This is a genomic window from Nocardia abscessus (genome assembly GCF_015477775.1).
GTDB lineage: Bacteria > Actinomycetota > Actinomycetes > Mycobacteriales > Mycobacteriaceae > Nocardia > Nocardia abscessus_A.
The window spans coordinates 90,915-104,201 of the sequence record NZ_JADLQO010000001.1 but is presented as its reverse complement, the minus strand read 5'-3'; the positions used below and the strand labels follow the sequence as shown (position 1 = coordinate 104,201).

15 protein-coding genes are annotated in these 13,287 nt (G+C 69.3%); 12 read left to right on the top strand and 3 right to left on the bottom strand.

Annotation, left to right across the window (positions count from 1 at the left end; translation table 11 throughout):
- Positions 1-10: 10 nt before the first annotated feature.
- On the bottom strand, positions 11-670 hold the full coding sequence (locus IU450_RS00560) for an NADPH-dependent F420 reductase (RefSeq protein WP_195147821.1): 660 nt from the start codon (positions 668-670) through the stop codon (positions 11-13).
- Positions 671-761: 91 nt separating this feature from the next.
- On the opposite strand from IU450_RS00560, the gene IU450_RS00555 reads away from it, so the two are divergent.
- The 3 genes from IU450_RS00555 (at position 762) to IU450_RS00545 (ending at position 3,229) form a co-directional block, all read left to right on the top strand.
- Complete coding sequence (locus IU450_RS00555) at positions 762-1,166, top strand: helix-turn-helix domain-containing protein (protein WP_324197480.1); 405 nt, start codon at positions 762-764, stop codon at positions 1,164-1,166.
- 141 nt (positions 1,167-1,307) lie between these two features.
- On the top strand, positions 1,308-2,543 hold the full coding sequence (locus IU450_RS00550) for a sensor histidine kinase (RefSeq protein WP_195147820.1): 1,236 nt from the start codon (positions 1,308-1,310) through the stop codon (positions 2,541-2,543).
- Complete coding sequence (locus IU450_RS00545) at positions 2,540-3,229, top strand: response regulator transcription factor (protein ID WP_174183472.1); 690 nt, start codon at positions 2,540-2,542, stop codon at positions 3,227-3,229. The genes IU450_RS00550 and IU450_RS00545 overlap by 4 nt, the downstream gene beginning before the upstream one ends.
- A 72-nt stretch (positions 3,230-3,301) precedes the next feature.
- Here IU450_RS00545 and IU450_RS00540 read toward each other — a convergent pair whose 3' ends face one another.
- Both IU450_RS00540 and IU450_RS00535 read right to left on the bottom strand, forming a co-directional pair.
- A complete protein-coding gene (locus IU450_RS00540; protein ID WP_195034552.1) occupies positions 3,302-3,631 on the bottom strand; it encodes a hypothetical protein in 330 nt (109 codons plus the stop codon).
- A 108-nt stretch (positions 3,632-3,739) separates the two neighbouring features.
- Entirely contained in the window at positions 3,740-4,612 is an 873-nt protein-coding gene (locus IU450_RS00535; protein ID WP_324197479.1) for a hypothetical protein, read from the bottom strand.
- Between the two features lie 65 nt (positions 4,613-4,677).
- Here IU450_RS00535 and IU450_RS00530 point away from each other — a divergent pair, with 65 nt between their 5' ends.
- The 9 genes from IU450_RS00530 (at position 4,678) to IU450_RS00490 (ending at position 13,243) form a co-directional block, all read left to right on the top strand.
- Positions 4,678-5,712 (top strand): Ppx/GppA phosphatase family protein, encoded by a 1,035-nt coding sequence (locus IU450_RS00530; RefSeq protein ID WP_324197478.1) that lies wholly within the window; start codon positions 4,678-4,680, stop codon positions 5,710-5,712.
- Positions 5,709-7,292 (top strand): hypothetical protein, encoded by a 1,584-nt coding sequence (locus IU450_RS39430; RefSeq protein ID WP_228833882.1) that lies wholly within the window; start codon positions 5,709-5,711, stop codon positions 7,290-7,292. The genes IU450_RS00530 and IU450_RS39430 overlap by 4 nt, the downstream gene beginning before the upstream one ends.
- 127 nt (positions 7,293-7,419) lie before the next feature.
- Positions 7,420-8,304, top strand: a complete 885-nt coding sequence (locus IU450_RS00520; RefSeq protein WP_195148599.1) for a sugar phosphate isomerase/epimerase family protein — start codon at positions 7,420-7,422, stop codon at positions 8,302-8,304.
- A 142-nt stretch (positions 8,305-8,446) separates the two neighbouring features.
- Positions 8,447-9,331, top strand: a complete 885-nt coding sequence (locus IU450_RS00515; RefSeq protein WP_195147819.1) for a thioesterase family protein — start codon at positions 8,447-8,449, stop codon at positions 9,329-9,331.
- Positions 9,332-9,363: 32 nt separating this feature from the next.
- Positions 9,364-10,182 (top strand): pyrroline-5-carboxylate reductase, encoded by an 819-nt coding sequence (gene proC, locus IU450_RS00510; RefSeq protein WP_195147818.1) that lies wholly within the window; start codon positions 9,364-9,366, stop codon positions 10,180-10,182.
- A 145-nt stretch (positions 10,183-10,327) separates the two neighbouring features.
- Positions 10,328-10,627: a helix-turn-helix domain-containing protein gene (locus tag IU450_RS00505; protein ID WP_416382823.1), complete on the top strand. Its 300-nt coding sequence runs from the start codon at positions 10,328-10,330 to the stop codon at positions 10,625-10,627.
- A 227-nt stretch (positions 10,628-10,854) separates the two neighbouring features.
- Positions 10,855-10,956 carry a 30S ribosomal protein bS22 gene (locus tag IU450_RS00500; RefSeq protein ID WP_003402602.1) on the top strand — a complete coding sequence of 34 codons (102 nt, stop codon included), beginning with the start codon at positions 10,855-10,857 and terminating at the stop codon, positions 10,954-10,956.
- A gap of 209 nt (positions 10,957-11,165) precedes the next feature.
- Positions 11,166-12,239, top strand: a complete 1,074-nt coding sequence (locus tag IU450_RS00495) for an NAD-dependent epimerase/dehydratase family protein (RefSeq protein ID WP_324197477.1) — start codon at positions 11,166-11,168, stop codon at positions 12,237-12,239.
- Positions 12,236-13,243 (top strand): lysophospholipid acyltransferase family protein, encoded by a 1,008-nt coding sequence (locus IU450_RS00490; protein ID WP_195147817.1) that lies wholly within the window; start codon positions 12,236-12,238, stop codon positions 13,241-13,243. Before IU450_RS00495 ends, IU450_RS00490 begins: the two co-directional genes overlap by 4 nt.
- Positions 13,244-13,287 lie beyond the last annotated feature (44 nt).

Here is a 13,287-nt window from a genome sequence, read left to right as displayed (position 1 = left end):
GCGTGTGCGGTCAGTCGGCGACGGCGAACGCTGCCTCCAAGGGCGGGAACATCGCGCGGGCATCGTGTCCGGCGAACCAGAGACCGACGGTGAACACCGACATCGCCTCCAGGTAGCGGGCACGATGCAGCCCGCCCGCCGGGATCGGTTGCAGCCCCAGGTCTTCGGCCAGCGCCGCGACCGCCCGCACCGCGGCCTCGTCGTCACCGCACAGCGGCACCGCCAAGCGGCGGCCGTCGAAGATCCGCCCGTTCGCCTCCCACACCTCGGCGGCACACAGGTTGAACGCCTTCACCACGTGCGCCCCGGGCGCCTGCGCCGCGACCCGTTCCGCGACAGCGTCCTCGGCGAGTACGAACGCGGTGACTCCCTGCGGCGCCGAAGCGTCCGGGGCGAAGGCGTTCGTGCAGTCGACAACCGTGCGACCGGCCAGCAGGTTCCCGACGGCGGGCAGCACCTGCGACAACGCGGGGACCGGCAGCGCGAGCACGACGACATCGCCGAAACCCGCAGCGTCCGTGATCGTCGCGGCCCGCGCGCCGATCGCGTCGGCCAGTTTCCCTGCGGCGTCGGCGGACCGGGCGCCGACGAGCACCTCGTGACCCGCCGCGCTCCAGCCGCCGCCGAGTGCCCGCGCCATTGCGCCCGCACCGATGATTCCGATTCGCATACCAACTCCTGACTCGAAAAGTGTTCGACCACGACGCTAGGAATCCCGATGGGCACTCCGGGGTGCGCAACGGCGCTGGCAAGCTGGAACCGTGAGCACGGCACCGATCGAACCGGTCTCGGCAGAGCAGGTGGATTTCGCGCCATACGGCGACTTCGAATCCGACTGCCCTGCCCGGATGGGTGTGGACATCTTCGGCAACTCCTGGCTGCCGGTGATCGTGTACATGCTGCGCGAGGGGCCCATGCGTCCCGGCGAGCTGCGTACGGCCATCGGCGGGATCAGCCAGAAGATGCTGACGCAGACGCTGCGCCGGATGGAACAGATGACGCTGGTGCGCCGTCGTCGCTACGCCCAGGCCCCGCCCCGGGTCGAATACGAGCTGACCGCCGCGGGCGCGGACCTGTTGCTCCCGATCTACGCCCTCGGCGAGTGGGTGGACAAACACGGCCGCGCGGTGAACGAGGCGCTTGCCGGAACAGACGAAGCAGACTGACCGCCCGGTGAATACGCCGCGAGTACGCCATGTCGAACAGTGCGTAAACATGCGGCTAACGCGGCCGGAAGGGCCTGTGACCTGCGCGAAACTTCATGTACCCGGCGTTGGCCAACCGGTCGGCGACCGTACGATTCAAGTGTGAGTGTTCCCCAGGCCGTGCTGCTGGCAGTCTTGGCGGCTGTCGTCGGTCTGGCAGTCGGCGGGCTACTGATCCCGTATGTGAATGCGAGGCAGGCCGCACGCAGGCAGGCCGAGTCCGGTCTCACCATGTCCCAGGTCCTCGATCTGATCGTGCTCGCCTCCGAGAGCGGCATCGCGGTGGTGGACGAGTATCGCGACGTAGTGCTGGTCAATCCGCGCGCGGAGGAACTCGGGCTGGTCCGCAATCGCCTGCTCGACGAGCGCGCCTGGGCCGCGGTGGAGAAGGTGCTCGCCACCGGCGAGTCCGCGGAGTTCGACCTCACCGCCAAGAATCCGGTCCCCGGCCGCGGCCGGATCGCGGTGCGCGGCGTCGCCAGGCAGCTGTCGCGCGAGGAGACCACCTTCACCGTGCTGTTCGCCGACGACGACTCCGAACAGGCCCGGATGGAGGCCACCCGCCGCGACTTCGTCGCGAACGTCAGCCACGAACTCAAGACTCCGGTCGGCGCGATGAGTTTGCTCGCCGAAGCTCTCCTGGAATCCGCCGACGACCCGGAGGCCGTGCGACACTTCGGTCAGCGCGTGCTCGGTGAATCGCGCCGCCTCGGCAAGATGGTCACCGAGCTCATCGCGCTCTCCCGTCTGCAGGGCGCGGAGAAATTGCCCGAGCTCGAGGTGGTGGACGTGGACACCGTGGTGATGCAGGCGGTCGATCGTTCCCGCACCGCCGCCGAAGCCGCCGGGATCACGGTGAGCACCGACCGCCCGAGCGGGCTCGAGGTGCTCGGCGACGAAACCCTGCTGGTCACGGCACTGTCGAACCTGGTCGAGAACGCGATCGCCTACTCGCCGGCGGGTTCGCACGTGTCGGTGAGCCGTTCGCTGCGCGGCGATCACGTGGCGATGGCGGTGACCGACCGCGGCATCGGCATCGCCAAGGAAGACCAGGAGCGGGTGTTCGAGCGATTCTTCCGGTCCGACAAGGCGCGTTCGCGCTCGACGGGCGGCACCGGACTAGGCCTGGCTATCGTCAAACACGTGGCCGCCAACCACAACGGGGAGATCACCCTGTGGAGCAAGTTGGGCACCGGCTCGACGTTCACCTTGCGCATACCCGCCCACCACGAAGCAGGCGCCGACGACGACCACGACGGCGCCGTGGTTGGCACGAAAGAAACAAGCCCGCGTCCCACCGGACCGGGCCGACCGAATGGTGTGGAGGCACGCAGATGACGAGTGTTCTGATCGTCGAGGATGAGGAGTCGCTGGCCGATCCGCTCGCGTTCCTGCTGCGCAAGGAGGGTTTCGAGGTCACCGTGGTCGGTGACGGGCCGTCCGCGCTCGCCGAGTTCGACCGGTCCGGTGCGGACATCGTCCTGCTCGACCTCATGCTGCCCGGCATGAGCGGCACCGATGTGTGCAAGCAGTTGCGCACCCGCAGCGGCGTGCCGGTGATCATGGTCACCGCGCGCGACAGCGAGATCGACAAGGTGGTCGGCCTGGAACTGGGCGCCGACGACTACGTCACCAAGCCGTACTCCGCTCGCGAGCTCATCGCGCGCATCCGCGCCGTGCTGCGCCGCGGCGCGGGCGATGAGCTGGACGGCTCCAACGAGAGCGGCGTGCTGGAAGCCGGTCCGGTCCGGATGGACGTCGACCGGCACACCGTGATGGTCAACGGCAAGCCGGTCACGCTGCCGCTCAAGGAGTTCGACCTGCTCGAATACCTGCTGCGCAATTCCGGACGGGTGCTCACCCGCGGACAGCTGATCGACCGGGTGTGGGGCGCCGATTACGTCGGTGACACCAAGACCCTCGACGTGCACGTCAAGCGGCTGCGCTCGAAGATCGAGGCGGATCCGGCCAAGCCGGAACACCTGGTCACCGTGCGCGGGCTGGGCTACAAACTGGAGGCATGACCGCCCGCGCAGCGCGGAGAACACGAACGGCCGAGCGCACTGCGGTGCACTCGGCCGTTCTGTCGGCGTACATCAGGGGAAGTAGATCCAGGTGGTGCCGAGCGGGGTCTCGGTCTTCTGCAGGGTGATCCAGCCCAGATCGTCTTCCTGCATGCAGTCGTAGAGGTCCGCGGTGTTGGTGCCACGGCAGGCGATGGTGTGCGAGGTGCCGTACGGGCTCGCGATCAGGAGCTTGCCCGCGGCCTTGGCGTTGACCGCGGCCGGATCGGTGGCCGAGACGAACTCCGTGGTGAAGTCGTAGAACTTGTGCGGGTCGCCGTTCGGCTCGGCGTGGGCTACTCCGGTCAGCGAGAGGGCAGCGCCCAGTGCGATGGTCGCCGCGGTGAGAACTTTCTTGGACATAACGGCACATCAAACCCGATCCGGGTGAAGCTCGCATGGCGAGAGGGTGAACCCCCGCTCGGCCGGACGGCGAGCGGCGACCCGACTGGGCGCTCGACCAGCAAACGATCAGGCGACCGGACCCGCGGGATCCCGCATCCGGTCGGCGTGCACCGTCGCCGGGTGGACGGCGATCAGACCGAGGCCCTCGCGGCGTTTGCAGTGCCGGGCCAGCTCCGCGTAGGCGGGCGCGCCGATCAGCTCGGTCAGCTCGGGGCCGTAGGACTGCCAGACCGGCTTGCTGCCGACGTGGGCGTCCGGGGAACCGGAGCAGTACCAGTCCAGATCGGCTCCACCCGGCCCCCATCCGCGGCGGTCGTATTCGGTGATCACGGTGCGCAGGATCTGCACGCCGTCGGGCCGGTCCACCCAGTCCTGGGTGCGCCGGATCGGCAGCTGCCAGCACACATCCGGCTTCACCTCGAGCGGCTCGATGCCGCGCCGCAGGGCCATCGTGTGCAGGGCGCAGCCGACGCCACCCGCGAAACCGGGACGGTTGAGGAAGATGCACGCACCCTCGAACCGGCGCGTGCGCAAGGCGGGCTCGTCGTCCAGCTCGTCGAGTTCCAGATAGCCGCTCTTGGTGATCTTGCCCTGCTCGTTGACGGCCTTGTCGCGCAGCTGCCAGTCCTGGGGTGTGAGCATTTTCACAGCGCGGCCCAGTCGTTTGCGGTCGTCGTCGTCGGAGAGGAACGCGCCGTGCGAGCAGCAGCCGTCATCCGGCCGGTCGGACAGGATGCCTTGACAGGCGGGCGTGCCGAACACGCACGTCCATCGGGACAGCAGCCAGGTCAGATCGGCGACGATCAGATGCTCGTCGTTTGCCGGATCGACGAACTCGATCCACTCGCGGGGAAAGTCGGGATCCACTTCGGGAGCCGGGTCGATCTTCGCCGCTGGTCGGGGCCGGGTCGGGCTGCTCGGGGATGCGCCTACCGTCACGAAAGACGACGCTAACAGTTCAGTCGCCTGGGCTGAAGTGCCGCATCACCCAGTACCGTGTTCATGTGCGGCTTGGGGTACTCGATGTCGGAAGCAATACCGTTCACCTGCTCGTGGTGGACGCGCATCGTGGCGGTCACCCCTTGCCGATGAGCTCGACGAAGGCCACCTTGCGCCTGGCGGAGAACATCGACGAGGCGGGTTGCATCACCGAGGCGGGCGCGCAGAAGCTGATCGATACGGTCGCCGAATTCGCCAGCATCGCCGAGACGTCCAAGTGCGTCGAGCTGATGCCGTTCGCCACCTCGGCCCTACGCGAGGCGGCCAACTCCGAAGAGGTCCTCGGCCGTGTGCGCGCGGCGACCGGCGTCGACCTGCAGGTGCTGTCCGGCGTCGACGAGGCGCGGCTGACCTTTCTCGCGGTGCGCCGTTGGTACGGCTGGAGCGCCGGGCGCATCCTCAATCTGGACATCGGCGGCGGATCGCTGGAGATGACCAACGGCGGCGACGAGGAGCCCGACGTCGCGCTGTCCTTGCAGTTGGGCGCGGGCCGGTTGACCAGGGAATGGCTGCGCGAGGACCCGCCGGGCAAGCGCCGGGTCGCCGTGCTGCGCGACTGGCTCGACGCCGAGCTGGTGGTTCCGGCGAAGAAGCTGCTCGAGCCGGGCAAGCCCGATCTGGCCGTCGGCACTTCGAAGACATTCCGTTCCCTGGCCCGGCTGACCGGAGCGGCGCCTTCGGGGGCAGGTCCGCGGGTGCGCCGTACACTCACGAGCTCGGGTCTGCGCCAACTGATTGCGTTCATCTCGCGGATGACGGCGTCGGACCGTGCAGAATTGGAAGGCGTAAGTTCCGATCGGTCACAGCAATTGGTGGCCGGCGCATTGGTCGCGGAGGCGAGTATGCGGGCACTTTCGCTGGATTCCTTGGAGATTTGTCCGTGGGCGCTGCGCGAAGGGCTGATCCTGCGCAAACTGGATACCGATATGAATGGTGGACCCGAAGCAACGTACTCAGCGGGCGCGGCGGCCGGAGACGGTAGGCCCGCGCCCGGCGGTGGCGTGCCGCTGCCTGGCTCGATCGGGACGGTGTCGTCATGAGTGAGGACTCCAAACAGCTGTCGGTCGCGGAACTGCTGGCGCGTAACGGCCAGCAGGGCGGCTCCTCCGGTGGCGGCAGGCGCCGCCGGGGCGGCAGGGGCATCTCCGTCGCCGAACTGACCGGTGACCTGCCGGTCATCCGGGAGGGCGGTGGCCATTCCGCGCACGCCGCGCCCGATACCGGCGCGCAGGAGCAGGCCTACGCGCCGCCCTCGTTCGATCCTCCGGCCCCGGAGCCGGTTTCCTACGCGCCGGAGCCGCAGCCCGACCCGTCGTCGTATTCGCCCATGTCGGGCCCGATTTCGATGTACGACCCGCTGGCCGGTTACGCGCAGCCCGACCCGCCGCGGGCCGATCCGCCACCTGGGCGATCCAGCCGCGTCATGCCCGGCCGGGAGATGCCTTCCTCGCGGCACGGCACCTACGATCCGCTCTCGCCGGATACCCCGGTGTCGGACCTGTTTTCGGCCGCGCCCGGCCCGTATGCGCCGGACCCGCTGGGTGGCGGCGTCGCGGAGACGCCCCCGCGTTCGGGACGCAGGCGCAGGCGGGAGGAGCCCGACGAGGAGGCCACCCAGGTCCGGTCCTGGCACGAAATCCAGCCCGAGCCGTTCGGCCGGGACGCGCTGTCCGATCGCCGGGTCGCCGAACCGGGCCGCAACGGCCACGCGGAACTCGACGAGCCCGGCTACGGCCGCTCGTCCCTTCCCGAGCGCAACGGCGCCAGAGGCGGTCGCGCGGCCAGGCGCAGGGCGGCGGAGGCCGCGGAAGCGGCCGAGGATCTCGGCCCGTCCACCGCGGCCTGGTCACCGTCCACCGGTGGTTTCGCCCCGGAGTCGGAGCCGCTTCCGCTCCCGCCGCCGCCCGATCCGAGACCGAAACCCGGCAGGCCCGTTCCACCCGAGCCGCAGCCGGAGGCGCAGCGACGACCAGCCCGGCGCAACGGTACGGGCGAGAACGGTCTGCCCGCCTGGTCGGCCCGGCGGCACAAGCCACAGGCCGATCCGGCGCCGGAATCCGGCGGCATCCCGACCTCCGCGTGGTCGCTGGCCAGCCAGGACCAGCAGTTGCTCTCCGGCCAGACGGTCGCGGGCGACCTGCTGCGCGACGGCGTCGACCGTGCCGAGCGCGGGACGGCGCAGCGCGGCGGGCGTGGTGGGCGGGCCGCCGCCGACGTCGCCGAGCTGGACGGCGTCACCGACGTCTACGAGCCGATCGCGCTGGACGACGATGACGACATCGATGACGAGCCGCGCGCCGCGACCCGGGCCACCGCGCCGCGCCGGTCGCGGGCGGCCAAGAAGGCGGAGGACGACGCCAACCGGCGCCAGTGGATGATCCTCGGCGGTCAGAGCACCGGCGCGGCTGTCGCGGGCATGTTGCTGTTCAAGGGCTTCGAGCGCATGTGGGAGATGCTCCCCTGGGTGGCGCTGGCGCTGGCGATGATAGTGATTCTGGGCCTGGTGGCCCTGGTGCGGATTCTGCGCAGGACCGACGACATCCTCAGCACTGTGATCGCCGTCGTCGTGGGCATCTTCGTCACGCTGGGGCCACTAGCCTTTCTTCTCAGTACGAACTGAGTTGGGAGCGGCTGTGGGCAACATCGGGCAGGCGAACGAGACCGGAGTGCGGCACACGCCGGAGGCGGGGTCGCGCACGGGCGCGGGCTCGCCGGGAGACCGGGGGAGCGCGCCCGATCCGAAGCCGATCAAGGTCGGCCTCTCGACGGCCTCGGTGTATCCGCAGAACACGGAGGCGGCGTTCCGCTATGCCGCCGAGCTCGGCTACGACGGCATCGAATTGATGGTCTGGGCCGAGCCCGCCAGTCAGAGCATCGCCACCGTGCAGGCCTACTCCCGCAGGTACGACGTGCCGGTGCTCGCCGTGCACGCGCCGTGCCTGTTGATCTCGCAGCGGGTGTGGGGCTCGGACCCGGTGGCCAAACTCGCGCGCAGTGTGCGCACCGCCGAGGCGTTCGGCGCGAGCACGGTGGTGGTGCATCCGCCGTTCCGCTGGCAGCGCCGCTACGCGGCGGGGTTCGCCGAGCAGGTGGCCGAGCTGGAAGAGAACAGCCCCGTGATCGTCGCGGTGGAGAACATGTTCCCGATGCGTGCGGACACGCTGTTCGGCCGGCGCGACGGCGCGGTGAAACGGCTGGAGCGCAGGGGTGGCCCCGGTCCGGCGCTCACGGCGTTCAGCCCGTCCTACGACCCGACCGAGACGGGCTTCCGGCACTACACCCTCGACCTTTCGCACACCGCGACCGCGGGCGCCGATCCGCTGGCCCTGGCCGCCCGCATGGGCCCGGGCCTGGCCCATCTGCACCTCGCCGACGGCCGGGGCGCCGCGCACGACGAACATCTCGTTCCCGGCGAGGGCACCCAGCCGTGCGTGGAAGTGTGCGCGAACCTGGTCGACACCGGCTTCTCCGGCCAGGCCGTCGCCGAGATCAACACGCAGAACGCGCGAACCACCAAGGACCGGGCCGCCATGCTGCACCGCACGCTGGCCTTCGCCCGCAGGCACCTGACCGCCGCTGCCGCGCCCACGCCCAGCGGCGCGCACCGCGGGTCGTCCGAGCCGCCGATGTGACGCTGGTCGCTCCTTCGCCATGGCGAGATGCGGTTGCCCGAGCGGTGCGTTGTACGCTGTACGAACGCCGCTCGGCAGCTGCGCGCGCTACATCGCCGCGAACGACGCCATCGGGTGCGGCCGACGAAGGACAGGAGTGAGGATGACGACGGAGCTGACCGATCTCGGCCGGGCCGCCACGACCGACGCACCGTTCAGCCAGGTCTGTGCGCTGACCGAAGCGCGCCCGTCGACCCAGGGAACCGGGCGCTACCTCGGCGTCATCGATGACATCTGGACCATCGGCCCGAAGGTGCACGGCGGGACGATGGTCGCGGCCAGCGCGGCGGCGGCGACCAATTGGTTGCGCGCGTCCGATCCCGCCCTGGTCGGCATGGCCCCGATCGCCGCGAGCTCCGATTTCCTCGGCGCCCCCAATCCGGGCGAGGTCGAATACGAGGTGCGCGTCCGCAAGATCGGCCGGCAGATCTGCCTGGCCGACGCGGACCTCGTCCAGGACGGCCGCGTCCTGGTGCGCACGGCGCTGACCTTCAGCCGCCTCGACGACGCCGACCCGATCTACGCGCCGGAGCACGCCGACATGCCCGCGCAGCCGCCCGCCGACGCGATCGGCTACGAGCCCGGCTCCTCGATGGGCGAGATCGTGCACGTGGGCCGCGGCGCCGAAATCTATCTCGATCGCGAGTGGGCCCGCTTCCTCGACGGCGCGAAGGGCGAACCGCGCCTGCGGCTGTGGATGCGCCCGCGCCCGGGTGACGAACAGGATCCCGACGTCGCGATGTACTTCGCCATGATGAGCGCCGACATGAGTCCGCCGGTGCCGATGAACCTCGGCCACTTCGGCTGGGCGCCCACCGTGCAGATGACCACCTACCTGCGTCGCAGGCCCGCGCCGGGCTGGCTGCGGATCATCGCCACCACCCACGAGGTGGGCGGGCGGATGTTCGACGAGGACCAGCTGGTGCTCGACTCGACCGGCGCGGTCGTCGCGCAGAGTCGTCAGCTGGCGCTCGTTCCCCAGCGCTGAGCGTCGGCGCGCGCCGTCTAGCCTTGAGCCCCATGACGAGAATTGCGGTGATCGGTGGCGGGCGCATCGGGGAGGCGCTGGTCGCCGGGTTGCTGGAGTCGGGGCGGCTGACCAAGGACTTGGTCGTCGTGGAGACCCATCGGGAACGGGCCCATCAGATCGCCGATCGCTTCGGCATCCGGGTCACCGACGACATCGCGGATGCCGCGGTCGGCGCCGATCTGCTGGTGATCGCGGTGAAGCCGGGCGACGTGGACGCCGTGCTGGCCCCGCTGGGCAAGGCGGAGATCGGTAGCGATCGGGATCAGGTGCTGGTCTCGCTGGCGGCCGGCGTGCCGACCGCGCGGCTGGAGGGCAAGTTGCCCGCCGGTTTCCCGGTGGTCCGGGTGATGCCGAATACGCCCATGCTGGTGGGGCAGGGCATGAGCGTCATCGCGCCGGGCCGCTACGCGCGCCAGCAGCATCTGGAACTGGTGACCGAGGTGCTCGACGCGGTCGGCAAGGTGGTCGCCGTGGCGGAGAGCCAGATGGACGCCGTCACCGCGGTGTCGGGATCGGGGCCCGCCTACTTCTTCCTGGTCGTCGAGGCCATGGTGGACGCGGGCGTCGGGCTCGGGCTCACCAGGGACGTGGCCACCCGGCTCGTCGTGCAGACCATGGTCGGCTCGGCCGCCCTGCTGGACGGCTCCAGCCAGACCCCCGCGGAACTGCGCGCCGCGGTCACCTCGCCCGCGGGCACCACCGCGGCCGCGATCCGCGAGCTGGAGCGCGGAGGACTACGCTCGGCGTTCTGGGAGGGCCTCTTCGCAGCGAAGCGAAGGTCCGCCGAACAGGGCGCGTCAGCGGAGTGACCGGTCTGTTTCAAATCGGAAAACCCGATTTCTCACTCCCGTCGCAGTAACACCACTGGTCCCGCTAAGCTTCAAGGAGCACGTGCGTGTCTGTTCCGCCGGTGGGGAAGCCGGCGGCGCGGACGTGCCGGAGGTCAATGGTGCAATGATGTCTTCGAACAAGATGTCTGCGAATTCCGGAGCGTCCGGCGGCTCCGGTCCCGCAGGTAATCGGGGGAATTCCCGTACCCAGCGTGAGGCCGCGACACAGGGGCAACCTGTGCTCGGCGGCACCCAGTTTCTCACCGTCGCCGAAGTGGCGAGTCTGATGCGGGTGTCCAAGATGACGGTCTACCGGCTGGTGCACTCGGGCGAACTGCCCGCGGTGCGCGTCGGCCGATCGTTCCGGGTGCACGCCAAGGCGGTGCACGACTATCTGGAAACGTCTTATTTCGACGCTGGATGAGGCGGTTTCGAGACCGCGGGGGCGTGCCGGTACGATAGTCCCTCGGTTCGTGTTCGCCCGCCGGTGGCATCGCTGTTGGTTGCCCCGTGGTATCCGGCGGCGCGAGCACGGGACGTGAGGCCAGCCGAGCGACCCCGGCCGGTCGGCCGGGGCCCCGGCCGACGGGCGTCCGGCAATCGCGCACGGGCAGCGTGCGCGCCGAGTAGAGAGAACGCGAGGACAACCCTATGGGTTCTGTGATCAAGAAGCGCCGCAAGCGCATGTCGAAGAAGAAGCACCGCAAGCTGCTTCGCCGCACGCGTGTCCAGCGGCGCAAACTCGGCAAGTAAGGCATCGCTGCGTGTTAGCTGCGGAGGCCCGTCACCAATAGGTGACGGGCCTTTTGTTTGAAACTTGAAATTTTGAAAATTCTCATTTGTATCGCGTGACTGAAGTCATCGTTAGATCCTGGTTAATACTCTCGGTGAGCGGGTAGGCACCCGCTACGCTAGGCACTGGGAATAATCACAAAGGCGACTGGCAAGGGAAGCGGGTGCCGGTGGGTTCTGAGGGTCGGGAAGGTCACACACCGAGGGTCGTGCTGGTCACCGGGGCCAGCCGCTTCTTCGGTGGCACGGTCGTCGCCCGGCTCGCCCAGGAGCCCGGGATCGAGCGCATTCTCGCCGTCGACACGATGACGCCGGGGCGGGAGTTGCAGCGGCGCATGGGCCGCGCGGAGTTCGTGCGAGCGGATATCCGAAACCCGTTGATCCGTAAGGTGATCGATGGTGGCGAGGTGGATACCGTGGTGCACACCGCCGTGCTGGCGCGTCCACCCGCGGGCGGCGGCCGCCCCGTGATGAAGGATCACAACGTACTCGGCGCGATGCAGCTGTTCGCGGTGTGCCAGAAGGTGTCCTCGGTGCGCCGGGTCGTGCTGCGCTCCTCGTCGGCGGTGTACGGTTGCAGTGCGAAGGACCCCGCGAAATTCAGTGAGGAAATGAGCGCGCGCACCCCACCGCGCGGTGGGTTTGCACGCGACCTGATCGATATAGAGGGTTACGTTCGTGGCCTCGCCCGGCGGCGTCCCGATATCGCCACCTCAATTCTGCGATTCGCGCCGATCGTAGGTCCGCGGCTGGCCGCGCGCGGCGTGCAATATCTGCGTTCGCCGGTCACCCCTACCGTATTCGGCAGGGACGCCAGGATGCAGCTGCTGCACGAAGAGGACGCGGTGGCCGCGCTGACCCACGCGGCACGAACCGCGGCGAGCGGCACGTACAACATCGCGGGCGACGGCGCGCTGTCGTTGTCGCAGGCGGTCCGGCGGGCAGGCCGGATCGAGCTGCCGATTCCCTTCACTGTGTTCCGCACCGCCGGGCGCCTGCTCATGGGCCCCGTCATGCGGGAGTTCTCCGCCGAACAGCTCGACTATTTCCACTTCGGATGTGGCCTGGACACCACGCGCATGCGCACCGAACTCGGGTTCGAGCCGCGCTGGACGACGGTGCAGGCGTTCGACGACTTCATAGGGGGCGCAGCGTTGCGGCCCGTGGTCGATCCAGCGTGGATCGACGCCGCAGAACACAAACTGCTCGGCCTGCTCGGGGCCGGTACGGGAGCACACCAATGAACGACGTAGCGAAAGTCATCCAACTCCACGATCTGCAGATCGAGGCGCGCCAGCGGCCGGTGCCACGCCGCCTGGCCGCCCCGAGTCCGGTGACCTCGCTGACGGAACGGCGCGCGGCGGTAGCGCCCGCCCCGCCGCAGTCGCTGTCGGAAATGCTGCGCGGCGCGCTGGGCAAGCAGATCACCAAGACCGCGGATTTCGCGCGCCGCAGGCTCACCGGCGACTACCAGGTCGACGAATTCGGTTTCGACGAGCACCTGCTCGAGTCGGTCATCCTGCCCGCCCTGCGTCCGCTGTCGGAGCTGTGGTTCCGGGTGGAGGTAAGCGGGATGGACAACATCCCCGAGGCGGGCGGCGCGCTGATCGTGGCCAACCACGCGGGCACTGTGCCGCTGGACGGGCTGATGTTGCAGCTGGCCGTGCACGACCGGCACCCCAAACAGCGCGCGTTGCGCTTGCTCGCCGCCGATCTGATCTTCGAGACGCCGGTGCTCGGTGTGCTCGCTCGCCGGGCCGGCCACACGCTGGCCTGCCGGGAGGACGCCGAACGGCTGCTGCGCTCCGGCGAGCTGACCGGCGTGTTCCCGGAAGGATTCAAGGGCGTCGGCAAGCAGTACACCGATCGCTACAAGCTGCAGCGCTTCGGTCGCGGCGGTTTCGTCGCCGCCGCGGTGCGCACCGGCGTGCCGATCATCCCGTGCTCCATCGTCGGCTCCGAGGAGATCTACCCCAAGCTGGCCGATCTGAAGCCGCTGGCCCGGCTGCTCGGCCTCCCGTACTTCCCGGTGACGCCGCTGTTCCCGCACCTGGGCGTGCTAGGCGCGGTACCGCTGCCGTCCAAGTGGCACATCGAGTTCGGCACTCCGATCCCCACCACGCCCTACGAGCCGGAAGCCGCCGACGACCCGATGACCATGTTCGAGGTCACCGATCAGGTGCGCGAGACGATCCAGCAGACGCTCTACAAGCTGCTCACCAAGCGCCGCAACGTCTTCACAGGTTGAGTTGGGTTTTCGGCCGCGCGGCCGCGAACGGGCGCATGCTCGGT